Source organism: Planococcus sp. YIM B11945 (assembly GCF_050864155.1).
Classification (GTDB): domain Bacteria; phylum Bacillota; class Bacilli; order Bacillales_A; family Planococcaceae; genus Planococcus.
Window position 1 is genome coordinate 23,731 of record NZ_JBOZWR010000010.1, and the last position, 23,285, is coordinate 47,015.

The window sequence follows — 23,285 nt, forward strand, 5'->3', positions numbered from 1 at the left end:
AAACGAGGAAGAGCCGTACAGAAACTCGAGACAAAAGGGAGGTAGGCTCCTTGATAGATGTTAACAATTTTGAGTATATGAAAATCGGATTAGCGTCACCCGATAAAATTCGCTCATGGTCTTATGGAGAAGTCAAAAAGCCAGAAACAATTAACTACCGTACATTAAAACCTGAAAAAGATGGTTTGTTCTGTGAACGTATTTTCGGTCCTACAAAAGACTGGGAATGCCATTGCGGAAAATACAAACGCGTTCGTTATAAAGGCGTTGTCTGTGATCGCTGCGGCGTTGAAGTTACACGTTCGAAAGTAAGACGTGAACGCATGGGCCACATTGAACTAGCAGCACCTGTTTCACATATTTGGTATTTCAAAGGAATTCCGAGCCGTATGGGCCTTATCTTAGATATGTCCCCACGCTCACTTGAAGAAGTGATTTATTTTGCTTCTTACGTAGTAATCGATCCTGCCGATACGCCTCTAGAAAAGAAACAGCTTCTTTCTGAAAAAGAATACCGTGCATACCGTGATAAGTTTGGCAAGAAATTCCAAGCTGCAATGGGAGCAGAAGCAATCAAACGACTTCTACAAGAAATCGATCTTGAGCGCGAAACGGATTCGTTGAAAGAAGAACTAAAAACAGCACAAGGCCAGCGCCGCACGCGTGCGATTAAACGCCTTGAGGTAGTAGAATCTTTCCGTAACTCAGGAAACAACCCTGATTGGATGATTTTAGATGTTCTTCCGGTAATTCCGCCGGAGCTTCGCCCAATGGTTCAATTAGACGGTGGCCGTTTTGCGACTTCCGATTTAAACGATCTTTATCGCCGCGTAATCAACCGGAACAACCGTTTGAAGCGCTTGTTGGACCTTGGTGCTCCTAGCATCATCGTTCAAAACGAAAAACGCATGCTTCAAGAAGCTGTAGATGCGTTGATCGACAATGGCCGCCGTGGCCGTCCTGTTACAGGACCTGGTAACCGTCCATTGAAATCTCTTTCTCATATGCTGAAAGGGAAACAAGGACGTTTCCGCCAAAACCTTCTTGGTAAACGAGTTGACTATTCAGGCCGTTCCGTTATCGTTGTTGGACCGAACTTGAAAATGTATCAATGCGGCTTGCCAAAAGGAATGGCGATCGAATTGTTCAAGCCTTTCGTTATGAAAGAATTAGTTGAACGCGGATTGGCTCACAACATTAAGAGCGCTAAACGCAAAATCGAACGTCTTCATTCTGAAGTTTGGGATGTATTAGAAGATGTCATCAAGGAGCATCCGGTTCTTTTGAACCGAGCACCGACTCTTCACAGACTTGGTATTCAGGCATTTGAACCGACACTAGTTGAAGGTAAAGCGATCCGTCTTCATCCGCTTGTATGTACTGCATACAATGCCGATTTCGATGGTGACCAAATGGCTGTTCACGTACCGCTTTCATCTGAAGCACAAGCGGAAGCTCGTCTTTTGATGCTTGCAGCGCAGAATATTTTGAATCCAAAAGACGGAAAACCTGTAGTAACACCATCTCAGGATATGGTTTTAGGAAACTATTACTTAACGCTTGAGCGTCAAGGTGCTACTGGAGAAGGCGCCACTTTCTCTGGACCAGAAGAAGTGATGATCGCTTATCAAACAGGACACGTCCACCTCCATACACGTATTGCTATTTTAGCGGGATCGGTTAAAAACCCGACGTTCACAGAAGAACAAAACAAAATGCTATTGCTGACAACAGTCGGTAAAGTCATTTTCAATGAAATTCTGCCGAAGTCATTCCCGTATATTAACGAACCGACAAACTATAACTTGCAAGTGGAAACGCCAGCGAAATATTTTGTGCCGACGACAACTGATGTCCGCAAGCACATTGAAGAAGCGGAACTTGTAACGCCGTTTAAAAAGAAAATCCTTGGTGAAATCATTGCAGAAGTGTTTACTCGGTTCCATATTACTGAAACGTCGCGCATGCTTGACCGCATGAAGAGCCTTGGATTCAAATACTCGACTCAAGCCGGCATCACGGTGGGTGTTGCGGATATCGTAGTACTACCAGATAAAGGCGAGATCTTGGTCGAAGCTCAAGCAAACGTGGATAAAGTCATGAAACAGTTCCGCCGCGGACTAATTACAGAAGAAGAACGTTATTCACGAGTTATTTCTTATTGGAGCAAAGCGAAAGACATCATCCAAGAAAAATTGATGGCTTCTCTTGATAAAACGAATCCAATTTACATGATGAGTGATTCTGGTGCCCGTGGTAATGCGTCTAACTTTACACAGCTTGCTGGTATGCGCGGATTGATGGCCAACCCGGCTGGACGTATCATTGAACTTCCTATCAAATCTTCATTCCGCGAAGGTTTGACCGTACTCGAATACTTCATCTCGACTCACGGTGCTCGTAAAGGTCTTGCCGATACAGCATTGAAAACGGCTGACTCTGGTTACTTGACTCGTCGTCTAGTGGATGTTGCACAAGATGCAATTGTCCGCGAAACAGATTGTGGCACGGACCGAGGGTTGTTGGTCAGCGCGTTGATGGAAGGAACGGAAGTAATTGAAGAGCTGGACGAGCGTATTGTTGGACGTCATGCGAAGAAAACGATCCGCCATCCGGAAACAAAAGACGTTATTGTAGCGAAAGATGAATTGATCACCCAAGACTTGTCTCGCTTGATTGTAGAAGCGGGAATCAAAGAAGTGACTATTCGTTCAGCGTTTACATGTAATACAAAACACGGCGTTTGTAAGAAATGCTACGGAACGAACTTGGCAACTGGCGACGAAGTTGAAGTGGGCGAAGCAGTAGGTATTATTGCAGCTCAATCAATTGGAGAACCAGGAACTCAGCTTACGATGCGTACATTCCATACAGGAGGCGTTGCAGGAGACGATATTACACAAGGTCTTCCGCGTATCCAAGAAATCTTTGAATCACGTAATCCTAAAGGGCAAGCAGTTATTTCAGAAATTACAGGTACAATTACTGAAATTGATGAAATTCGTGAAGGCTTGAAAGAAATTACAATTCAAGGAGACGTCGAAACCCGCAAATATTTGGCTCCATACAATGCACGCTTAAAAGTGCAAGTAAACGATCCAATCGTGCGCGGAGAAGTAATGACAGACGGTTCAATCGATCCGAAACAATTGCTTCAAGTGAAAGATGTACAAGCTGTTCAAGTGTATTTATTGAAAGAAGTTCAAAAAGTATACCGTATGCAAGGGGTAGAAATCGGCGATAAGCACGTTGAAGTTATGGTTCGTCAAATGTTCCGTAAAGTTCGTGTCATTGAAGCTGGCGATACCGATTTGCTGCCAGGATCACTTTTGGATATTCACCAATTTACAGAAGCGAATGTAAAAGCTGTGTTGGAAGGCAACTTGCCGGCAACCAGCCGCCCGGTTATTCTCGGGATCACAAAAGCTTCGCTTGAAACAGAATCATTCCTATCAGCCGCATCATTCCAAGAAACGACTCGCGTCTTAACAGATGCAGCCATTAAAGGGAAACGTGATGAACTGTTAGGATTGAAAGAAAATGTTATCATCGGTAAACTTGTTCCAGCAGGAACAGGAATGCAGCGTTACCGCCAAATTAAAATTGCGCAAAGTGCTAAACAAGCGCAAACAGAAACTGTAAGTACAGAATCATAATTTCTAATCTTGTAGATTCCGGAAAGTTTACTTAAACTTTCCGGGATTTTTCAAGAATTCAGTTGACACATATAAGCAGGAATGATAACATATTGAGGGTTGATGTTTGACGGTCTGTTGCTATGCAATTTAACATCAAAAAAATTGTCTATTAAAGTAGTTACAGATAAGTAAAACGATCATCGGTACAAAACAACAGCAAGTGCATTAAAAAACGGCAATGCCCGGAATTTATTTCGAAGCATCGGTTTTAATGATTGCTGGATGCCAGTTTTTGTGCAAAAGCACAAAGACTTTGTTTTTACCCAAAAAATGAACCACCTGGATATGTGGTATTAGAACACCTTTTGAGAGGAGGAAAAAATCGATGCCTACAATTAATCAATTAGTTGCAAAACCTCGTAAACCGAAAAGCACGAAATCAAACTCACCAGCGTTGAACAGAGGGTACAACAGCTTCAAAAAGTCTCAGACTAATGCAAGCTCACCTCAAAAACGTGGAGTATGTACTCGTGTTGGTACGATGACACCAAAAAAACCAAACTCTGCATTGCGTAAATACGCACGTGTACGTTTGACAAACCAAATTGAGGTCAATGCTTACATCCCTGGAGAAGGTCACAACCTTCAAGAGCACAGTGTAATTCTTCTTCGCGGCGGACGCGTAAAAGATTTACCGGGTGTACGTTACCATATCGTACGTGGAGCACTTGATACAGCTGGAGTAAACGGCCGTATGCAAAGTCGTTCTAAATACGGAACTAAACGCCCTAAAGAAAAAAAATAATCTAATTAAATTAACGAAGTGATTTCGTTGAAAGGAGGAACACACATGCCTCGTAAAGGTCCTGTAGCTAAACGTGACGTGTTGCCAGATCCGATTTATAATTCCAAATTGGTGACACGCTTAATCAACAAAATGATGGTCGACGGAAAAAGAGGTACTTCTCAAAAGATTTTATACGGAGCGTTCGAACTAGTTAAAGAACGCAGCGGCAAAGATCCAATTGAAGTATACGAACAAGCGTTAACAAACGTTATGCCAGTTCTTGAAGTTCGCGCCCGCCGTGTTGGTGGAGCTAACTATCAAGTACCGGTTGAAGTTCGCCCTGAACGCCGTACGACTCTAGGCCTTCGCTACCTTGTAAACTATTCGCGTCTTCGTGGAGAAAAAACAATGGAAGAGCGTTTGGCTAACGAAATTCTTGATGCTGCCAACAATACTGGAGCAGCGGTTAAGAAACGTGAAGATATTCATAAAATGGCGGAAGCAAACAAAGCGTTTGCTCACTATCGCTGGTAATTTCTTTCAAGATGGCAACATCTTAATCCGAGACGGAAGGAGAAAAACAACATGGCAAGAGAGTTCTCCTTAGACAAAACACGTAATATCGGAATCATGGCACACATCGATGCCGGTAAAACGACTACTACGGAGCGTATTTTATACTACACAGGTAAAATCCATAAAATTGGTGAAACGCATGAAGGTGCTTCTCAAATGGACTGGATGGAGCAAGAGCAAGAGCGTGGAATCACGATCACTTCTGCTGCAACAACAGCTTCATGGAAAAACCACCGTGTTAACATCATTGACACTCCTGGACACGTAGACTTCACTGTAGAAGTTGAACGTTCATTGCGAGTACTTGATGGTGCAGTTACAGTTCTTGACGCTCAATCAGGCGTTGAGCCTCAAACTGAAACGGTATGGCGCCAAGCTACAACTTATGGCGTTCCACGTGTTGTATTTGTCAACAAAATGGATAAAATCGGTGCTGATTTCCTTTACTCTGTTAGAACTTTGCATGATCGCCTACAAGCGAATGCTCATCCAATTCAATTGCCAATCGGTGCTGAAGATGAATTCGAAGCAATTATCGATTTAGTTGAAATGAATGCTGTGTTTTATGCAAACGACTTAGGAACTGAAATCACTACTGGTGAAATTCCTGAATCCCATAAAGAGCTTGCTGAGGAATGGCACACTAAATTAGTGGAAGCTGTTGCTGAGCTTGATGAAGACTTGATGGAAAAATACCTTGGCGGCGAAGAAATCACTAAAGAAGAACTTAAATCGGCAATCCGTAAAGGAACGCTTGACGTTGAGTTTTATCCAGTGGTTTGCGGAACTGCATTCAAAAACAAAGGTGTTCAATTAATGCTTGATGCAGTAATTGATTACCTACCATCTCCTTTGGATGTACCACCTATGACTGGTGTTCTTCCAGATTCAGATGAAGAGGTAATTCGTAAACCTAGTGAAGACGAGCCATTCTCTGCACTTGCGTTTAAAGTTATGACAGATCCATACGTAGGGAAACTAACGTTCTTCCGCGTATACTCTGGTACTCTTAAATCAGGATCATACGTTCAGAACTCTTCAAAAGGCAAACGTGAACGCGTAGGACGTATCCTGCAAATGCACGCCAACTCTCGCGAAGAAATCTCTGAAGTGTATTGTGGAGATATCGCTGCTGCAATCGGCCTTAAAGATACTTCAACTGGAGATACATTGAGTGACGAGAAAAACCAAGTAATCCTAGAGCGCATGGTCTTCCCGGAACCAGTTATTTCATTGTCAGTTGAGCCGAAATCAAAAGCGGATCAAGACAAAATGGGTCAAGCCCTTGCGAAATTGCAAGAAGAAGATCCAACTTTCCGTGCACATACTGACCAGGAAACTGGCCAAACAATCATCGCTGGTATGGGTGAACTTCACCTAGATATCCTCGTTGACCGTATGCGCCGTGAATTCAACGTAGAAGCTAACGTGGGTGCGCCTCAGGTATCTTACCGCGAGACATTCCGCAGCTCTGCACAAGTTGAAGGTAAATTCGTACGCCAATCTGGTGGACGCGGACAATTCGGACACGTTTGGATTGAATTCTCTCCAAACGAAGAAGGAGCAGGTTTTGAATTTGAAAATGGTATCGTTGGTGGTGTTGTTCCACGTGAATACATCCCAGCAGTTGAAGCGGGTCTTCGCGACTCATTAGACAACGGTGTTATCGCCGGATATCCTTTGATTGATATCAAAGCTCGTTTGTTCGACGGATCTTACCATGATGTTGACTCGAACGAAATGGCATTTAAAGTTGCTGCTTCAATGGCTCTTAAAAATGCAATTTCTAAAGTTAACCCAGTTATTCTTGAACCAATTATGCGTGTTGAGGTTGTTATCCCTGAGGAATACCTTGGAGATATCATGGGTGACATTACGTCACGCCGCGGCCGCGTAGAAGGTATGGACGCTCGCGGAAACGCGCAAGTAGTTCGTGCAATGGTTCCTCTTGCTGAAATGTTTGGTTATGCAACTTCATTGCGTTCTAATACGCAAGGCCGTGGTGTGTTCTCAATGCACTTCGATCACTATGAAGAAGTACCTAAATCAATTTCTGAAGAAATCATCAAAAAAAATAAAGGTCAATAATTGAATTTTGATCTTTAATAAAGTATAAATAATTTGTATGCCTAGAGTAGTAGGGCCCTATTGCTCTGGCACTTCAAATTACCGAATAACTTACATTTTGAGGAGGATTTTTCTAATGGGAAAAGCTAAATTTGATCGCTCTAAAACACATGCGAATATTGGTACAATTGGTCACGTTGACCATGGTAAAACAACTTTGACTGCTGCTATCGCTACAGTACTTGCAAAACGCTCTGGTGGTACTGCAATGAGCTATGCTCAAATCGACAACGCACCTGAAGAAAAAGAACGTGGAATCACAATCAACACTTCTCACGTTGAATACGAAACTGCTTCACGCCACTATGCACACGTTGACTGCCCAGGACACGCTGACTATGTTAAAAACATGATCACTGGTGCTGCACAAATGGACGGCGGGATCCTAGTAGTATCTGCTGCTGACGGCCCAATGCCACAAACTCGTGAGCACATCCTTCTTTCACGCCAAGTTGGTGTTCCTTACCTAGTAGTATTCATGAACAAATGCGATATGGTAGACGACGAAGAACTTCTTGAACTAGTTGAAATGGAAGTTCGCGACCTTCTTTCTGAATATGAATTCCCTGGCGATGACATTCCTGTTATCAAAGGTTCAGCTCTTAAAGCTCTTGAAGGCGAAGAAGAGTGGGAAGAAAAAATCGTTGAATTGATGAACGCAGTTGACGAGTACATCCCAACTCCACCACGTGACACTGAAAAACCATTCATGATGCCTGTTGAGGACGTTTTCTCAATCACTGGCCGTGGTACAGTTGCTACTGGACGCGTTGAGCGTGGACAAGTTAAAATCGGTGATACTGTTGACATCATCGGTCTTACTGAAGAACCAAAATCTACAACTGTAACAGGTGTAGAAATGTTCCGTAAATTGCTTGACTATGCAGAAGCTGGCGATAACATTGGTGCACTTCTTCGCGGGGTTTCTCGTGACGATGTACAACGTGGACAAGTATTGGCTAAACCAGGCACAATTACACCACACACAACTTTCAAAGCTGAAGTATACGTTCTTTCAAAAGAAGAGGGTGGACGTCACACTCCATTCTTCACAAACTACCGTCCTCAGTTTTACTTCCGTACAACTGACGTAACTGGTGTTTGCAACCTTCCTGAAGGCGTTGAAATGGTTATGCCTGGCGACAACATCGAAATGAATGTTGAGCTTATCTCTCCAATCGCGCTTGAAGAAGGAACTAAGTTCTCTATCCGTGAGGGTGGACGTACTGTAGGCGCTGGCGTTGTTGCTACTATCCAGAAGTAATTTCTGTTAAGTGCAAACCCCGATCTCTCAAAAGGAGATCGGGGTTTTTCTTTTTCTTTAGCAACGAAATTTTTCTTCTTTCACCTCACCGCCATTATTATAAATCTTAATGGTTTTTCTGCTTCCTCAACTTAACTGCAAAGATCTCTTTTAAACCACGGCGACACAAAAATCCATAACTTAACTGTTTGCAGTAAATAATGAATCAACATTGTACTGTAGCTTCTGTAATTCCTATTTTATTAATTATGGAAAGAAGGAAAGCCTTGAAAAAGCTCTGCATTTACAAGGACTGCGTGCAGGCTCCTTCTATATTAAAGGAGAGCCGTTATTTTCGGAATTTTTTAGCTATAATACCTTTCGCTCTTTCGTGTTGACATCCAAATAGCAGTTTGTTAATTTTAAGTGTATGCTTTAATGCTTTAGCAAACTAAAGGAGATAGATAGTATGAATGCAGTTGTTGTTGCAGTTTTAGTCATGTTGATTTTGAGCTTGCTTCGAGTCAATGTGGTCTTTGCATTACTGATTGGAGCGCTGGCTGGCGGCTTAAGTGGTGGCTTATCATTTACAGACACAGTTACGGCGTTTACGGATGGCTTAGGGGAAGGTGCAACCATTGCTCTTAGCTATGCCATGCTTGGTGGATTTGCGGTAGCAATTTCCCGTACCGGAATTCCAGAGCTTCTCGTCTCGAGCGTTTTGAAGCTTGTCAATAAAGAAGGAGAAGCGACGCGGGAAACCTTGGCGAAGGCGTTAATTATTTTTGCCTTATTGATCATGGCCATTTTCTCGCAGAACTTGATTCCAATTCACATTGCCTTTATTCCATTGCTCTTGCCGCCGATATTGCACATCATGAACGAATTGCGTATCGATCGTCGTCTAATCGCTTCGGTATTAACATTTGGATTGGTCGCGCCCTATGCGTTGTTGCCTTACGGCTTTGGTTTGATTTTCCACGGCATCATCGCAACTCAAATGAAACTAGCCGGTTTGCCGATTGATATGGCGGATGTGCCAAAAGCGATGCTAATTCCTGTTCTTGGGCTGTTGGCTGGTCTCGTGATTGCGGTATTCATTTCTTACCGCCGGCCGCGTGAGTATCATATTGCTCCAACTAATATAGAAGAAACACAGAAAAAGACGGCTTCCAAGAAAGATATAGTAGTAACCATCTTGGCGCTGCTTGCTGCGCTCTATGGGCAGATTCAAACGGACTCCATGATCATGGGGGCTCTTGCAGGAATTGTGGTCTTGTATCTTTTAGGCGCTATGAAATGGCGGGAAGCAGATGACGTTTTGAATGCTGGGATGCGGATGATGGCGTTCATTGGTTTTGTCATCATCGCAGGAAATGGTTTTGCTGCAGTCATTCAAGCTACGGGAGCTATTGAGCCGCTCGTGGCCAGCATGTCCGAAGTGTTTGCTGGCAATAAAGGCATGGCCGCTTTCGTTATGTTGGTGGCGGGATTAATGGTGACGATGGGCATTGGTTCATCGTTTGCAACCATTCCGATCATCGCAGCCATCTTTGTGCCAATGAGCGTGGAGTTTGGTTTTTCTACGCTAGCCATCATTGCGTTAGTCGGAACCTCATCAGTGTTAGGGGATGCCGGGTCTCCGGCTTCTGACTCGACGCTTGGCCCGACAGCAGGGCTTAACATAGATGGACAGCATAACCACATTTGGGACACATGCGTGCCGACGTTTATCCATTATAATATTCCGATGCTAGTTTTTGGCTGGGTTGCTGTCATGTGGCTCGCTTAAGATAAAAATGTTCGAACTATTAGCGTATCGGTTGAATATAAAATAAATCCTGCTATACTAATAAAAGTGATTAAAAGAATTTCGTAAAAACACTTGCGGAATTCTTTTTAATTTTGTATACTAGTGAACGTTGGTCTTTGACTGCGATGAAGCGAGAGGTTACCGATACACCCGGCCGCTTTGCCATGGCGAGTGATTGGAAAATTTTCGTGGAGAATGTCTATCAAAAATAGGCGAAAAGGAGGGAAAATAATGGCAAAACAAAAAATTCGTATCCGTTTAAAAGCATATGATCACCGAATTCTTGATCAATCTGCTGAGAAAATTGTCGAAACAGCTAAACGTTCAGGTGCAAGCGTATCGGGTCCAATCCCGTTGCCGACTGAAAAGTCTGTTTACACAATCTTACGCTCAGTCCACATTTACAAAGATTCACGTGAGCAATTTGAAATGCGCACGCACAAACGTCTAATCGATATCGTTAACCCGACACCACAAACTGTGGATGCGTTGATGAAATTAGATTTACCATCTGGCGTTGACATTGAAATCAAACTTTAATCGGTAAACGAAATATAAAAACACAAATAATTACAGGAGGTGTGACAACATGACCAAAGGAATCTTAGGTAGAAAAATCGGTATGACGCAAGTTTTTGCTGAGAACGGTGATTTAATCCCTGTAACTGTAATTGAAGCTGCTCCAAACGTAGTACTTCAAAAGAAAACAGTTGAGGTTGACGGCTACGAAGCAATCCAATTAGGTTTTGAAGACAAGCGCGAAAAGCTTTCTAACAAACCTGCTAAAGGACATGTAGCTAAAGCAAACACTGCTCCTAAGCGCTTCATTCGCGAACTTCGCAATGTAAACTTAGCTGATTACGAGATTGGTCAGGAAGTCAGAGTAGATGTATTCGCAGAAGGCGATGTAGTAGATGTAACAGGAACAACAAAAGGTAAAGGTTTCCAAGGTGTTATTAAACGCCACGGACAATCACGCGGACCAATGGCTCACGGTTCACGCTACCACCGTCGTCCTGGTTCAATGGGTCCGGTTGCTCCAAACCGTGTATTCAAACAAAAGAAATTGCCTGGTCAAATGGGTGGCACGACAATTACGATTCAAAACCTTCACATCGTGAGAGTTGATACTGAACGTAACTTGCTTCTTATTAAAGGGAATGTTCCTGGTTCACGCAAAGCGTTGATCCGTGTTAAATCAGCAATTAAAGCGAAATAATATTTTTTTAGAGAAAGGAGGAAATAAGAATGCCTAAAGTAGCTTTATTAAATCAAACAGGTTCACAAGTTGGCGACATCGAATTGAACGACTATGTATTCGGTATCGAACCAAATGAAGCCGTGTTATTTGACGCAGTTGTGATGCAACGTGCTTCACTTCGTCAAGGTAACCATAAAGTAAAAAATCGTTCTGAAGTAGCTGGTGGTGGTAAAAAACCATGGAAGCAAAAAGGAACTGGACGTGCTCGTCAAGGGTCGATCCGTTCGCCACAATGGCGTGGAGGCGGTATCGTATTCGGACCAACACCACGTAGCTATAGCTATAAATTGCCTAAAAAAGTCCGTCGTTTAGCTCTTCGTTCTGCTCTTTCTTCAACTGTAGTAGGCCAGAACTTGATGGTGCTTGAAGGCTTATCATTTGATGCACCGAAAACAAAGGAATTCACTAAATTAGTGCAAGACCTTTCAATCGGTAAAAAAGCATTGTTCGTAACTGCTGACCTAGATGAAAACGTAGCATTGTCTGCTCGTAACATTCAAGGTATGACAGTAGTAACAGCAAGCGGCATCAACGTTTTAGACTTGCTTGGACATGACAAAGTTGTTATGACAAAAGCAGCAATAGAAAAAATAGAGGAGGTGCTTAGTTAATGGAAGCACGTGATGTATTAAAGCGTCCGGTCATTACTGAGCAATCTTCAGAAGTAATGGCAGAGAAAAAGTACACTTTTGAAGTGGACACTCGCGCAAACAAAACTCAAGTTAAACAAGCCGTGCAAGAAATCTTTGGCGTGAAGGTTGAGAAAGTCAACATCATGAACTACAAAGGCAAATTCAAGCGCATGGGCAAACACGCAGGATACACTAACAAACGCCGCAAAGCGATCGTTAAATTGACTGCTGACTCAAAAGACATCGAATTGTTCGAAATTTAATCTCTATAAGTTCTTAAGGAACTAATCAAAGAAGGAGGGAAACAACATGGCGATTAAAAAATATAAACCTACCTCCAACGGTCGTCGTAACATGACGAGTTCTGATTTCGCAGAAATCACAACGAACAAGCCAGAAAAATCGCTTTTACAACCTGTAAAGCGCAAAGGCGGCCGTAACAACCAAGGTAAGTTAACTGTACGCCATCACGGTGGTGGACATAAACGCCAATACCGTGTCATCGATTTCAAACGTAACAAAGATGGCATTCCAGGACGCGTTGCTACAATCGAGTACGATCCAAACCGTTCTGCAAACATCGCATTAATTCATTACGCTGACGGGGAAAAACGTTACATCTTGGCTCCTAAAGGAATCGAAGTTGGAACGCAAATCATGTCAGGAATTGAAGCTGATATCAAACCAGGTAACGCACTTCCGTTATCAAACATCCCAATGGGTTCTACAATCCACAACATTGAATTGAAGCCAGGCGGCGGCGGACAATTGGTACGCTCTGCAGGAACTTCAGCTCAAGTATTGGGTAAAGAAGGCAAATACGTAACAGTTCGTTTGCAATCAGGCGAAGTTCGCATGATTCTTGCTACTTGCCGCGCTACTATCGGTGCTGTAGGTAACGAGCAACACGAATTGATCAACATTGGTAAAGCAGGACGTGCACGCTGGTTAGGCAAACGCCCAACAGTCCGCGGATCTGTAATGAACCCTAACGATCACCCACACGGTGGTGGTGAAGGACGTTCGCCAATCGGACGTAAATCACCAATGTCTCCATGGGGCAAACCAACTCTTGGATACAAAACACGCAAGAAAAACAACAAATCCGATAAATTTATCGTGCGTCGTCGTAAAAAATAATTTGATTCCGCTGCGGTTCGCCAAAAGAGCCGTGGTGCAATCACGAAGGGAGGATCCCAAATGGGTCGCAGCTTGAAAAAAGGACCTTTTGTTGATGATCATCTTATGAAAAAAGTTGATGCACAAAAGGACTCTGAGAAAAAACAAGTGATCAAAACTTGGTCTCGCCGTTCTACAATTTTCCCGACATTCATCGGACAAACAATCGCTGTATATGATGGACGTAAACACATTCCTGTCTACGTAACTGAAGATATGGTAGGCCACAAACTAGGTGAATTTGCTCCAACACGCAAATACGCTAGCCATGGCGCAGACGATAAGAAAACAAGACGTTAATTGAGAGGAGGATTTCCCCATGCAAGCAAAAGCTGTCGCTAGAACAGTACGTATTGCTCCTCGTAAAGTCCGTTTAGTAGTAGATTTAATCCGAGGCAAGCAAATTGGCGAAGCTGTTGCGATTTTGAACCATACTCCGAAAGCAGCATCGATTGTTGTTGAGAAGTTGTTGAAATCTGCAGCTGCAAACGCTGAACATAATTACGAAATGGATATTAACAACCTAGTTGTTAGCCAAGTATTCGTTGACGAAGGACCAACATTGAAACGTTTCCGTCCACGTGCAATGGGACGTGCAAGTGCAATCAACAAACGTACAAGCCACATCACGTTAGTGGTATCTGAAAAGAAGGAGGGGTAACTCGTGGGACAAAAAATACATCCAATAGGGATGCGTATCGGGATCATTCGTGACTGGGAGTCAAAATGGTACGCTGAAAAAGACTATGCGACACTTCTTCATGAAGATATTAAAATCCGTGAATACGTCGAAGCTCGCTTAAAAGAAGCTTCTGTATCCAAAATTGAAATTGAACGCGCTGCAAACCGCGTAAATGTGACAATTCACACTGCGAAACCAGGTATGGTAATCGGTAAAGGTGGTTCTGAAGTAGAAGTACTTCGCAAACAACTTACTGCTATGACTAACAAACGCGTTCACATCAACATCATTGAAATCAAAAGAGCTGACCTTGATGCAAGATTGGTTGCTGAAAGCGTAGCACGTCAATTGGAAAACCGCGTGTCTTTCCGCCGTGCACAAAAACAAGCAATCCAACGCACAATGCGTTCTGGCGCTAAAGGGATCAAAACACAAGTATCTGGACGTCTAGGCGGCGCTGACATTGCGCGTGCTGAACACTACAGTGAAGGTACTGTTCCGCTCCATACGCTTCGCGCTGATATCGATTATGCGCATGCTGAAGCCGATACAACTTACGGCAAGCTTGGCGTAAAAGTATGGATCTATCGCGGTGAAGTCCTTCCGACTAAGAGAAAATCTGAGGAAGGAGGCAAATAATATGTTATTGCCTAAACGCGTTAAATATCGCAGAGAGCACCGCGGCAAGATGCGCGGAGAAGCTAAAGGCGGCAAAGAAATCGCATTCGGCGAGTTTGGTCTTCAAGCATTAGAGTCTTCTTGGATCACTAACCGTCAAATCGAAGCTGCACGTATTTCCATGACTCGTTACATGAAACGTGGCGGTAAAGTCTGGATCAAAATTTTCCCGCATAAGCCATATACGAAAAAGCCTCTAGAGGTTCGTATGGGATCTGGTAAAGGTTCACCTGAAGGTTGGGTAGCCGTTGTCAAAACTGGCAAAATAATGTTCGAACTTGCAGGAGTATCTGAAGAAGTGGCACGCGAAGCATTGCGCCTTGCCTCTCACAAACTTCCGATCAAAACGAAGTTCGTAAAACGTGAAGAAATTGGTGGTGAATCGAATGAAAGCTAATGAAATCCGTGACTTAACCACTGCTGAAATCGAACAAAAAGTGAAATCACTGAAAGAAGAGCTTTTCAACCTTCGCTTCCAATTGGCTACTGGTCAATTAGAAAACACGGCTCGCATCCGCGAAGTACGTAAAGCGATTGCCCGTATGAAAACTGTGATTCATGAAAGAGAAATCAGTGGAAATAACTGATAATTCGAGAGGAGGTTTGCAGGTATGACTGAGCGTAACCAACGCAAAGTATACACAGGCCGTGTTGTGTCTGACAAAATGGACAAAACCGTTACAGTAATGGTTGAAACTCAAAAGAAGCATGCACTTTATGGCAAACGTGTTAAATACTCTAAGAAATTTAAAGCTCATGATGAGCTAAACGAAGCGAAAATGGGCGACGTAGTTCGCATCATGGAAACTCGTCCGTTATCAGCTACAAAACGTTTCCGCGTATTGGAAGTTGTAGAAAAAGCGGTTATCATTTAATTTAAATAAATTCGGAACGTAAGAAATTCCGGAGGGAGGTTACCTAAGTGATCCAACAGGAAAGTCGTTTAAAAGTTGCAGACAACTCGGGTGCTCGTGAAGTATTGACGATTAAAGTACTTGGTGGTTCTGGTCGCAAGACTGCAAACATCGGTGACGTAATCGTTTGTACCGTGAAAAAAGCAACACCAGGTGGCGTTGTTAAGAAGGGTGAAGTCGTTAAGGCTGTTATCGTTCGCACGAAAAGCGGAGCTCGCCGTAAAGACGGTACTTACATCAAATTTGATGAAAATGCATGTGTCATTATTCGTGACGATAAAGGTCCACGCGGAACACGTATTTTCGGACCTGTTGCACGCGAACTTCGCGACAACAATTTCATGAAAATCGTTTCACTTGCTCCTGAAGTTCTTTAATAAATCATTGTGCAATACCAAGGAGGTGCGACAGAATGCATATTAAAAAAGGCGATACAGTTAAGGTAATCTCAGGCAAAGACAAAGGCAAAACAGGCGTTGTTTTGACTGCTTTACCTAAGAAAGAACGTGTGCTTGTTGAAGGTGTCAACATCGTTAAAAAGCATACAAAACCGAACCAGGCAAATCCGCAAGGCGGAATTGTCAGCCAAGAAGCAGCGATTCACGTTTCTAACGTAATGTTACTTGACCCTAAATCCGGCGAGCCGACTCGTGTAGGATATAAGGTTGAAGATGGCAAAAAAGTTCGTGTTGCAAAAAAATCCGGTGACAAGTTTAATAAATAAAATTCCTGAATGAAGGGAGGTACACACATGAACCGCCTAAAAGAAAAATATGTGAATGAAATCACTCCTGCTCTAATGAGCAAGTTTGAATACACGTCAGTTATGCAAACACCTCAAGTAGATAAAATTGTTATCAACATGGGTGTTGGTGAAGCTGTACAAAACACAAAGTCGCTTGATGCGGCTGTTGAAGAATTACAAACGATTACTGGTCAAAAACCAGTTATTACTAAAGCTAAGAAATCTATCGCTGGCTTCCGTCTTCGTGAAGGTATGCCGATCGGATGTAAAGTTACACTACGCGGAGAGCGTATGTACGACTTCCTGGATAAATTGATTGCTATCTCACTTCCACGTGTACGTGACTTCCGTGGCGTATCGAAAAAATCTTTCGACGGACGCGGTAACTACACACTTGGCGTGAAAGAACAATTGATCTTCCCTGAAATCGATTATGATAAAGTTTCTAAAGTACGCGGTATGGACATCGTAATTGTAACAACTGCGAACTCTGATGAAGAAGCTCGTGAGTTATTAACACAATTCGGAATGCCGTTCCAAAAGTAAACGTGAGGGAGGCGTAAACGTGGCTAAAAAATCTATGATCGCAAAACAAAAACGCACGCCAAAGTTTAATGTACAAGCATACACACGCTGTGAACGTTGCGGACGTCCGCATTCAGTAATACGCAAATTTAAACTTTGCCGTATTTGTTTCCGTGAACTTGCATATGTGGGACAAATTCCTGGTGTCAAAAAAGCCAGCTGGTAATCCCCTAATTTGGGAAGGAGGTAAATGTAATGACAATGACAGATCCGATTGCAGATATGCTGACACGCATTCGTAATGCAAATATGGTTCGTCACGAGAAATTAGAGCTTCCGGCTTCTAACGTGAAAAAAGACATCGCTGAAATTTTAAAGCGTGAAGGTTTCGTTCGTGACGTTGAATATGTTGAAGATGACAAACAAGGTATGATCCGCATTTTCTTAAAATACGGAGCTAACAACGAGCGCGTTATTACTGGCTTGAAACGTATTTCAAAACCAGGATTGCGTGTATACGCTAAAACAAATGAGGTACCTCGTGTACTGAACGGTCTAGGGATTGCTCTAGTATCGACATCACAAGGTCTAATTACTGATAAAGAAGCCCGCGCGAAACAAATCGGCGGAGAAATCATAGCATACGTTTGGTAATAAACCACAAACGAATGGAGGTGCAACAGAATGTCACGAGTAGGTAAAAAACCAATCGAGGTACCCGCTGGAGTTACAGTTACTGTCGGCGAAAACAACGTCGTTACAGTAAAAGGACCTAAAGGCGAATTATCTCGCGCATTTAACAAAGATATCGTTATTGCTCTAGAAGAAAACGTTCTAACATTGACACGCCCTACTGACTCGAAAGAACACCGCACAATCCACGGTACAACCCGTGCGTTGCTTGCGAACATGGTTACTGGAGTTTCAGCAGGATTTGAACGTGCACTTGAATTAGTCGGTGTAGGTTACCGTGCGCAATTACAAGGAACTAAATTGGTTCTAAACGTTGGATACTCTCACCCGGTAGAATTTACTCCGGAAGAAGGTCTTCAAGTTGAAGTGCCAGCAAACACACGAGTTATCATCAGAGGCATTGATAAAGAACGTGTTGGAGCTCTTGCTTCTAACATCCGCCAAGTGCGTCCACCAGAGCCATATAAAGGCAAAGGGATTCGCTATGAGGGAGAAGCAGTTCGCCGCAAAGAAGGTAAAACAGGTAAATAATGCTGCTTAGGCAGGCTGAAAGGAGTGACCTCAGTGATTACGAAACTCGATAAAAACGCATCTCGTAAAAAACGTCATGCACGTGTACGTTCTAAAATTTCGGGTACAGCAATGCGCCCACGTTTAAACGTATTCCGTTCTAACAAATACATTTACGCTCAATTGATCGACGATACTAACGGTGTAACACTTGTTAGCGCATCATCAATGGAAAAAGATTTCGAAGGCTCGACAGGAAATCTTGAAGCTGCAGCTAAAATTGGCGAAACTATCGCTAAACGCGCTGTAGAACAAGGATTGACATCGATTGTTTTTGACCGCGGTGGTTATTTATATCACGGACGTGTTAAAGCTTTAGCTGAAGCTGCACGTGAGAATGGATTACAATTTTAAAAGAAGGAGGGACACATTTCATGCGTCGTATTGATCCAAACAAACTTGAACTTGAAGAACGCGTAGTTACGATTAACCGCGTAGCGAAAGTTGTAAAAGGTGGACGTCGTTTCCGTTTCTCCGCTTTAGTTGTAGTAGGAGACAAAAACGGTAATGTCGGCTTTGGTACTGGTAAAGCACAGGAAGTTCCTGATGCGATCCGTAAAGGTATCGAAGATGCTAAGAAAAACCTTATTGCAGTGCCAATGGTTAAAGGTACAACTCCACACCTAGTAATCGGCCGTTTTGGTGCAGGTCAAATCCTCATCAAACCTGCTTCTCCAGGTACTGGAGTAATCGCTGGCGGACCTGTCCGTGCGGTACTTGAACTTGCAGGAGTACAAGACATCTTGTCTAAATCTCTAGGTTCAAACACACCAATCAACATGGTTCGTGCAACAATTGATGGCTTGACTCAACTGAAGAGTGCTGACGAAGTGGCTAAACTTCGCGGTAAAACTACAGCAGAGCTATTAGGATAAGGAGGGAAAATTACATGGCTACTAAACTAGAAATTACCCTCACAAAATCTGTGATTGGCGCAAAACCGAACCAACGTAAAGTTGTTCAGGCTCTGGGCCTTCGCAAAATGCATCAAACAGTTGAGCAGCAAGACAATGCAGCCGTTCGCGGAATGCTTGATAAAGTCGCTCACTTAGTTACTATTAAAGAAGTTTAATTTCTGATTTCTATAGAAGGAGGTGCCAACCAAATGAAACTTCATGAATTAAAACCAGCAGAAGGATCACGCAGCTCAAGAAAGCGTATCGGACGCGGTATCGGTTCAGGTACTGGTAAAACATCAGGTAAAGGTCATAAAGGTCAAAACGCACGTTCAGGCGGCGGTGTTCGCCCTGGATTTGAAGGTGGACAAAACCCTTTGTTCCGTCGTTTGCCAAAACGTGGATTTACGAACATTAACCGTAAAGACTACGCAGTAGTTAACTTAGACGTATTAAACCGTTTCGAAGAAGGCACAGAAATCACACCTGCATTGTTACTTGAAACAGGTGTTGTGAGCAATGAACGTTCTGGAATTAAAATTCTTGGCAATGGTAGTTTAGAAAAAAAACTTACTGTCAAAGCTCACAAATTCTCTGGATCAGCTAAAGAAGCGATTGAAGCTGCCGGTGGACAAACCGAGGTGGTATAATGTTTCAGACAATCTCCAATTTTATGCGCGTGACTGATATTCGAAATAAAATCATCTTTACACTATTGATGCTCGTCGTTTTCCGTATCGGAACTTTCATTCCAGTACCAAACGTTGACGCATCAGTATTGCAAGCTACTGATCAAATGGGTTTGATTGGATTCTTAAATACTTTCGGTGGAGGCGCCCTAGCTAACTTCTCGATTCTAGCAATGGGAATCATGCCTTACATTACAGCATCAATCATCGTGCAATTATTGCAGATGGATGTTGTACCGAAATTTGCAGAGTGGGCGAAACAAGGCGAAGTCGGAAGACGGAAACTTGCTCAATTCACTCGCTACTTCACAATAGTACTTGCCTTCATTCAAGCGATCGGCATGTCTTATGGGTTCAACCAAATGTATGGTGGAACGTTAATCCTGAATGACACAATCTCAACGTATGTTGTGATTGCCATCGTTTTAACCGGAGGTACAGCATTTTTACTGTGGCTTGGTGAGCAGATTACGGCAAAAGGTGTGGGGAACGGTATTTCGATTATCATCTTCGCAGGGATTGTCGCTGCAATACCTGGTTCTATTAACCAACTTTATGCACAACAGATTGAAGGAGCTGGAGATCAGCTTCCAATCAACATCGCCATCTTGGCGTTGATTGCATTAGCAGTTCTAGCGATTACGGTTTTGGTTATTTATGTTCAGCAAGCGCTGCGTAAAATTCCAATTCAGTATGCTAAGCGTGTTGCTGGCCGTGGCCAAACAACCGCTGGGCAACAAACGCATTTACCGTTGAAAGTGAACGCGGCCGGAGTTATTCCTGTAATCTTTGCAGTGGCGTTCCTTATTACGCCGCAAACCATTGCTTCATTCTTTGGAGCCAACGCGTTTACAGATGCGATCCAGAATACGTTTGATTACACGAAACCTGTCGGCATGATTATTTATGTTGCTTTGATCGTCGCATTCACGTATTTCTACGCATTCATTCAGGTAAACCCTGAAAACGTGTCGGATAACTTGAAAAAGCAAGGCGCCTATATTCCAGGAATCCGTCCGGGTAAAAATACACAAGATTACTTAACGCGAGTGTTATACCGATTGACCATCGTTGGTGCACTATTCCTTGCAATCGTAGCTATTATGCCGATTTTCTTTATCAACCTAGCAGGTTTGCCTCAATCGGCACAAATCGGCGGAACAAGCCTTTTGATTGTAGTAGGGGTAGCGCTTGAAACGATGAAACAACTGGAATCACAACTTGTAAAACGTCATTATAAAGGCTTTATGAAATAATCAATGGACGAACCGGGGAACGTTGGCGCGTTTCCTTGTCCACTTGTCTGAGGGGGCAAAACCGTATGAATATCGTATTAATGGGTCTTCCTGGTGCCGGCAAAGGCACTCAAGCAGACAAAATTGTTGAGAAGTACGACATCCCTCATATTTCTACAGGTGATATGTTTCGCGCCGCTATCAAAGGTGGAACGGAACTAGGCTTGAAAGCAAAATCGTTCATGGATCAAGGTGCATTAGTACCTGATGAAGTGACTATCGGTATCGTCCGTGAGCGTCTTAGCAAAGTAGATTGTGAAGAAGGCTTTCTATTAGATGGCTTTCCACGTACAGTTCCTCAAGCTGAAGCGCTAGAATCTCTTCTTGCTGATCTCGGCAAAAGAATCGAGCATGTCGTAAATATTCAAGTTGAACAAAATGAGTTGATTGCACGGTTGACTGGCCGTTGGATTTGCAAAGTTTGTGGAACTGCTTACCATACTGTGTTTAACCCGCCGGCAACAGCAGGCGTGTGCGACAAAGATGGCGGAGAGCTTTACCAACGCGAAGACGACAAACCTGAAACTGTGATAAAACGCTTAGAAGTAAACATGCAACAAACACAGCCGCTTCTTGATTTCTACGAAAGCAAAGGCGTGCTGGGGAATATAAATGGACAGCAGGACATTCAACAAGTATTTGCTGACATTGATGCTCTTCTAAAGGGCGACCGAGGGTAATACTCGGCGCCGGGCGCAGTTAGTTGCCTCCATGTGGCTTTAAGGGGCACAGGAGAAATGAATTCTCGAGAGCTGCAAAAGCATAAAATGCCTGGTTATACTTCATTCGGTGCAGATTGTCTCTGGTCTTTGTGCCGTGCAATTCAACATCGGACGTTGTATAATGGGTTTCGTGGAAGCATCTGTGTAACGGGTTTGGAACTCATCCAAGGCAGTCCGGGCGGCCGAGGATACATGAGGCAGACTGGCTTTACCGGATTACCCCCGACCCGCACAAAGCGCGGGTAGCGGAACTCGGAGTTGTCTTCAACTGTCACTCATGCGATCCTGGTGAATGAATGTAGCAGTACTATTCAATCAGCAAATACTGTTTGAAGATGAGAACCTGATTTGTATACAGAAGGGAGACTGGGTCGATGGCGAAAGACGATGTAATTGAAATCGAAGGAACAGTCGTTGAGACTTTGCCTAACGCGATGTTTAAAGTAGAATTGGAAAATGGCCATACGATTCTTGCGCATGTATCTGGCAAGATCCGCATGCACTTTATCCGCATTCTGCCAGGAGATAAAGTAACAGTGGAACTTTCTCCTTACGATTTAACTCGCGGTCGTATCACATACCGTTTTAAATAATCTTTTGCACTCCGGACTACTAAGGAGGTTAGGTTAGATGAAAGTGAGACCATCTGTGAAACCGATCTGTGAAAAATGTAAAGTTATTCGCAGAAGCGGTAAAGTAATGGTAATCTGTGAAAATCCGAAACACAAACAAAGACAAGGCTAATAATGAAGGAGGTGCATCGCACACATGGCACGTATTGCTGGTGTTGACATTCCGCGCGACAAACGCGTTGTTATTTCATTAACATACATTTTCGGTGTTGGTAAAACAACTGCACAGAAAGTTCTTTCTGCTGCTGGCATTTCTGAAGAAACACGAGTTCGTGATCTTACAGAAGATGAGTTGAACAATATCCGTGAACAATTAGATCAATACAAAATCGAAGGTGACCTTCGCCGTGAAGTTTCAATGAACATCAAACGCTTGATGGAAATTGCTAGCTTCCGAGGAATCCGCCATCGTCGTGGACTACCGGTTCGCGGTCAAAATACGAAGAACAATGCGCGTACGCGTAAAGGTCCTCGTAAAACTGTAGCTAACAAGAAAAAATAATCAGTAAAGGAGGTTTCTTCTTAACATGGCACGTAAACAACAAACTCGTAAGCGTCGTGTGAAAAAGAATATCGAATCTGGTATTGCTCACATCCGCTCAACATTTAACAACACAATTGTTACAATTACAGATATGCAAGGAAATGCAGTATCATGGTCAAGCGCAGGTGCTCTAGGATTTAGAGGTTCACGTAAATCTACACCTTTCGCTGCTCAAATGGCTGCAGAAACCGCTGCTAAAACATCAATCGAACACGGCCTTAAAACTTTAGAAGTTACAGTTAAAGGTCCTGGTTCAGGTCGTGAGGCTGCTATCCGTGCACTTCAAGCTGCCGGACTAGAAGTTACAGCTATCAAAGATGTAACTCCAGTACCTCATAACGGTTGCCGTCCGCCAAAACGCCGTCGCGTATAATCGTTAATCTGAATCGGATTTTTGAACATCACGACTTACTGAATGTGTTCTGAATCGTAGCGAAAGTCTTA

33 protein-coding genes are annotated in these 23,285 nt (G+C 43.3%); all 33 read left to right on the plus strand.

Annotated features, from left to right (window positions below; translation table 11 throughout):
* The first annotated feature begins 50 nt into the window (after window positions 1-50).
* The gene (gene rpoC / locus ACRRQV_RS17125; protein WP_432533194.1) at window positions 51-3,656 is read left to right on the plus strand and encodes a DNA-directed RNA polymerase subunit beta'; all 3,606 of its coding nucleotides are present in this window, start codon (window positions 51-53) and stop codon (window positions 3,654-3,656) included.
* Window positions 3,657-4,023: 367 nt separating this feature from the next.
* Window positions 4,024-4,443 (plus strand): 30S ribosomal protein S12, encoded by a 420-nt coding sequence (rpsL, locus tag ACRRQV_RS17130; RefSeq protein WP_432533197.1) that lies wholly within the window; start codon window positions 4,024-4,026, stop codon window positions 4,441-4,443.
* A gap of 45 nt (window positions 4,444-4,488) precedes the next feature.
* A complete protein-coding gene (gene rpsG, locus ACRRQV_RS17135) occupies window positions 4,489-4,959 on the plus strand; it encodes a 30S ribosomal protein S7 (protein WP_008432480.1) in 471 nt (156 codons plus the stop codon).
* A gap of 51 nt (window positions 4,960-5,010) precedes the next feature.
* On the plus strand, window positions 5,011-7,089 hold the full coding sequence (gene fusA, locus ACRRQV_RS17140) for an elongation factor G (RefSeq protein WP_432533201.1): 2,079 nt from the start codon (window positions 5,011-5,013) through the stop codon (window positions 7,087-7,089).
* Between the two features lie 115 nt (window positions 7,090-7,204).
* On the plus strand, window positions 7,205-8,392 hold the full coding sequence (gene tuf, locus ACRRQV_RS17145) for an elongation factor Tu (protein ID WP_432533204.1): 1,188 nt from the start codon (window positions 7,205-7,207) through the stop codon (window positions 8,390-8,392).
* A 448-nt stretch (window positions 8,393-8,840) separates the two neighbouring features.
* Complete coding sequence (locus ACRRQV_RS17150; protein ID WP_432533207.1) at window positions 8,841-10,163, plus strand: Na+/H+ antiporter family protein; 1,323 nt, start codon at window positions 8,841-8,843, stop codon at window positions 10,161-10,163.
* A gap of 252 nt (window positions 10,164-10,415) precedes the next feature.
* On the plus strand, window positions 10,416-10,724 hold the full coding sequence (rpsJ, locus tag ACRRQV_RS17155; protein WP_033542800.1) for a 30S ribosomal protein S10: 309 nt from the start codon (window positions 10,416-10,418) through the stop codon (window positions 10,722-10,724).
* A 49-nt stretch (window positions 10,725-10,773) separates the two neighbouring features.
* Window positions 10,774-11,403 (plus strand): 50S ribosomal protein L3, encoded by a 630-nt coding sequence (rplC, locus tag ACRRQV_RS17160; protein WP_432533210.1) that lies wholly within the window; start codon window positions 10,774-10,776, stop codon window positions 11,401-11,403.
* A 29-nt stretch (window positions 11,404-11,432) separates the two neighbouring features.
* The gene (rplD, locus tag ACRRQV_RS17165; protein ID WP_432533213.1) at window positions 11,433-12,056 is read left to right on the plus strand and encodes a 50S ribosomal protein L4; all 624 of its coding nucleotides are present in this window, start codon (window positions 11,433-11,435) and stop codon (window positions 12,054-12,056) included.
* Window positions 12,056-12,340 carry a 50S ribosomal protein L23 gene (gene rplW, locus ACRRQV_RS17170; RefSeq protein ID WP_146494299.1) on the plus strand — a complete coding sequence of 95 codons (285 nt, stop codon included), beginning with the start codon at window positions 12,056-12,058 and terminating at the stop codon, window positions 12,338-12,340. Before rplD ends, rplW begins: the two co-directional genes overlap by 1 nt.
* Window positions 12,341-12,386: 46 nt before the next feature.
* On the plus strand, window positions 12,387-13,217 hold the full coding sequence (rplB, locus tag ACRRQV_RS17175; RefSeq protein WP_432533217.1) for a 50S ribosomal protein L2: 831 nt from the start codon (window positions 12,387-12,389) through the stop codon (window positions 13,215-13,217).
* Between the two features lie 60 nt (window positions 13,218-13,277).
* Window positions 13,278-13,556: a 30S ribosomal protein S19 gene (rpsS, locus tag ACRRQV_RS17180; RefSeq protein WP_106534466.1), complete on the plus strand. Its 279-nt coding sequence runs from the start codon at window positions 13,278-13,280 to the stop codon at window positions 13,554-13,556.
* A 19-nt stretch (window positions 13,557-13,575) separates the two neighbouring features.
* The gene (rplV, locus tag ACRRQV_RS17185) at window positions 13,576-13,917 is read left to right on the plus strand and encodes a 50S ribosomal protein L22 (protein WP_432533221.1); all 342 of its coding nucleotides are present in this window, start codon (window positions 13,576-13,578) and stop codon (window positions 13,915-13,917) included.
* 3 nt (window positions 13,918-13,920) lie between these two features.
* Entirely contained in the window at window positions 13,921-14,577 is a 657-nt protein-coding gene (gene rpsC / locus ACRRQV_RS17190; RefSeq protein WP_432533224.1) for a 30S ribosomal protein S3, read from the plus strand.
* A 1-nt stretch (window position 14,578) separates the two neighbouring features.
* Window positions 14,579-15,013 (plus strand): 50S ribosomal protein L16, encoded by a 435-nt coding sequence (gene rplP, locus ACRRQV_RS17195; protein WP_432533227.1) that lies wholly within the window; start codon window positions 14,579-14,581, stop codon window positions 15,011-15,013.
* Window positions 15,003-15,203, plus strand: a complete 201-nt coding sequence (gene rpmC, locus ACRRQV_RS17200; RefSeq protein ID WP_036803912.1) for a 50S ribosomal protein L29 — start codon at window positions 15,003-15,005, stop codon at window positions 15,201-15,203. The genes rplP and rpmC overlap by 11 nt, the downstream gene beginning before the upstream one ends.
* A 24-nt stretch (window positions 15,204-15,227) precedes the next feature.
* The gene (rpsQ, locus tag ACRRQV_RS17205) at window positions 15,228-15,491 is read left to right on the plus strand and encodes a 30S ribosomal protein S17 (protein WP_432533232.1); all 264 of its coding nucleotides are present in this window, start codon (window positions 15,228-15,230) and stop codon (window positions 15,489-15,491) included.
* 47 nt (window positions 15,492-15,538) lie between these two features.
* Entirely contained in the window at window positions 15,539-15,907 is a 369-nt protein-coding gene (gene rplN, locus ACRRQV_RS17210) for a 50S ribosomal protein L14 (RefSeq protein WP_033542790.1), read from the plus strand.
* Window positions 15,908-15,942: 35 nt separating this feature from the next.
* Window positions 15,943-16,254, plus strand: a complete 312-nt coding sequence (rplX, locus tag ACRRQV_RS17215) for a 50S ribosomal protein L24 (protein WP_432533236.1) — start codon at window positions 15,943-15,945, stop codon at window positions 16,252-16,254.
* A gap of 27 nt (window positions 16,255-16,281) precedes the next feature.
* Window positions 16,282-16,821 carry a 50S ribosomal protein L5 gene (rplE, locus tag ACRRQV_RS17220; RefSeq protein WP_432533239.1) on the plus strand — a complete coding sequence of 180 codons (540 nt, stop codon included), beginning with the start codon at window positions 16,282-16,284 and terminating at the stop codon, window positions 16,819-16,821.
* Window positions 16,822-16,840: 19 nt separating this feature from the next.
* Window positions 16,841-17,026: a type Z 30S ribosomal protein S14 gene (locus ACRRQV_RS17225; protein WP_106534460.1), complete on the plus strand. Its 186-nt coding sequence runs from the start codon at window positions 16,841-16,843 to the stop codon at window positions 17,024-17,026.
* Window positions 17,027-17,055: 29 nt separating this feature from the next.
* Window positions 17,056-17,454, plus strand: coding sequence for a 30S ribosomal protein S8 (gene rpsH / locus ACRRQV_RS17230; RefSeq protein ID WP_300990964.1), 399 nt, complete (start codon window positions 17,056-17,058; stop codon window positions 17,452-17,454).
* Window positions 17,455-17,484: 30 nt separating this feature from the next.
* Complete coding sequence (gene rplF, locus ACRRQV_RS17235) at window positions 17,485-18,024, plus strand: 50S ribosomal protein L6 (RefSeq protein WP_432533244.1); 540 nt, start codon at window positions 17,485-17,487, stop codon at window positions 18,022-18,024.
* Window positions 18,025-18,057: 33 nt separating this feature from the next.
* Window positions 18,058-18,417, plus strand: a complete 360-nt coding sequence (gene rplR / locus ACRRQV_RS17240; RefSeq protein WP_432533247.1) for a 50S ribosomal protein L18 — start codon at window positions 18,058-18,060, stop codon at window positions 18,415-18,417.
* 20 nt (window positions 18,418-18,437) lie between these two features.
* The gene (gene rpsE / locus ACRRQV_RS17245; protein WP_106534456.1) at window positions 18,438-18,938 is read left to right on the plus strand and encodes a 30S ribosomal protein S5; all 501 of its coding nucleotides are present in this window, start codon (window positions 18,438-18,440) and stop codon (window positions 18,936-18,938) included.
* A gap of 14 nt (window positions 18,939-18,952) precedes the next feature.
* Window positions 18,953-19,135: a 50S ribosomal protein L30 gene (rpmD, locus tag ACRRQV_RS17250; RefSeq protein WP_432533251.1), complete on the plus strand. Its 183-nt coding sequence runs from the start codon at window positions 18,953-18,955 to the stop codon at window positions 19,133-19,135.
* Between the two features lie 33 nt (window positions 19,136-19,168).
* Window positions 19,169-19,609, plus strand: coding sequence for a 50S ribosomal protein L15 (rplO, locus tag ACRRQV_RS17255; protein WP_432533254.1), 441 nt, complete (start codon window positions 19,169-19,171; stop codon window positions 19,607-19,609).
* A complete protein-coding gene (gene secY, locus ACRRQV_RS17260) occupies window positions 19,609-20,904 on the plus strand; it encodes a preprotein translocase subunit SecY (RefSeq protein WP_432533257.1) in 1,296 nt (431 codons plus the stop codon). Before rplO ends, secY begins: the two co-directional genes overlap by 1 nt.
* 65 nt (window positions 20,905-20,969) lie before the next feature.
* Window positions 20,970-21,623, plus strand: a complete 654-nt coding sequence (locus ACRRQV_RS17265) for an adenylate kinase (RefSeq protein ID WP_432533260.1) — start codon at window positions 20,970-20,972, stop codon at window positions 21,621-21,623.
* Window positions 21,624-22,039: 416 nt separating this feature from the next.
* A complete protein-coding gene (infA, locus tag ACRRQV_RS17270; protein WP_006828950.1) occupies window positions 22,040-22,258 on the plus strand; it encodes a translation initiation factor IF-1 in 219 nt (72 codons plus the stop codon).
* Window positions 22,259-22,295: 37 nt separating this feature from the next.
* Entirely contained in the window at window positions 22,296-22,409 is a 114-nt protein-coding gene (rpmJ, locus tag ACRRQV_RS17275; protein WP_058386714.1) for a 50S ribosomal protein L36, read from the plus strand.
* A gap of 24 nt (window positions 22,410-22,433) precedes the next feature.
* Complete coding sequence (gene rpsM / locus ACRRQV_RS17280; protein ID WP_006828952.1) at window positions 22,434-22,799, plus strand: 30S ribosomal protein S13; 366 nt, start codon at window positions 22,434-22,436, stop codon at window positions 22,797-22,799.
* Between the two features lie 25 nt (window positions 22,800-22,824).
* A complete protein-coding gene (rpsK, locus tag ACRRQV_RS17285; protein ID WP_006828953.1) occupies window positions 22,825-23,214 on the plus strand; it encodes a 30S ribosomal protein S11 in 390 nt (129 codons plus the stop codon).
* Window positions 23,215-23,285 lie beyond the last annotated feature (71 nt).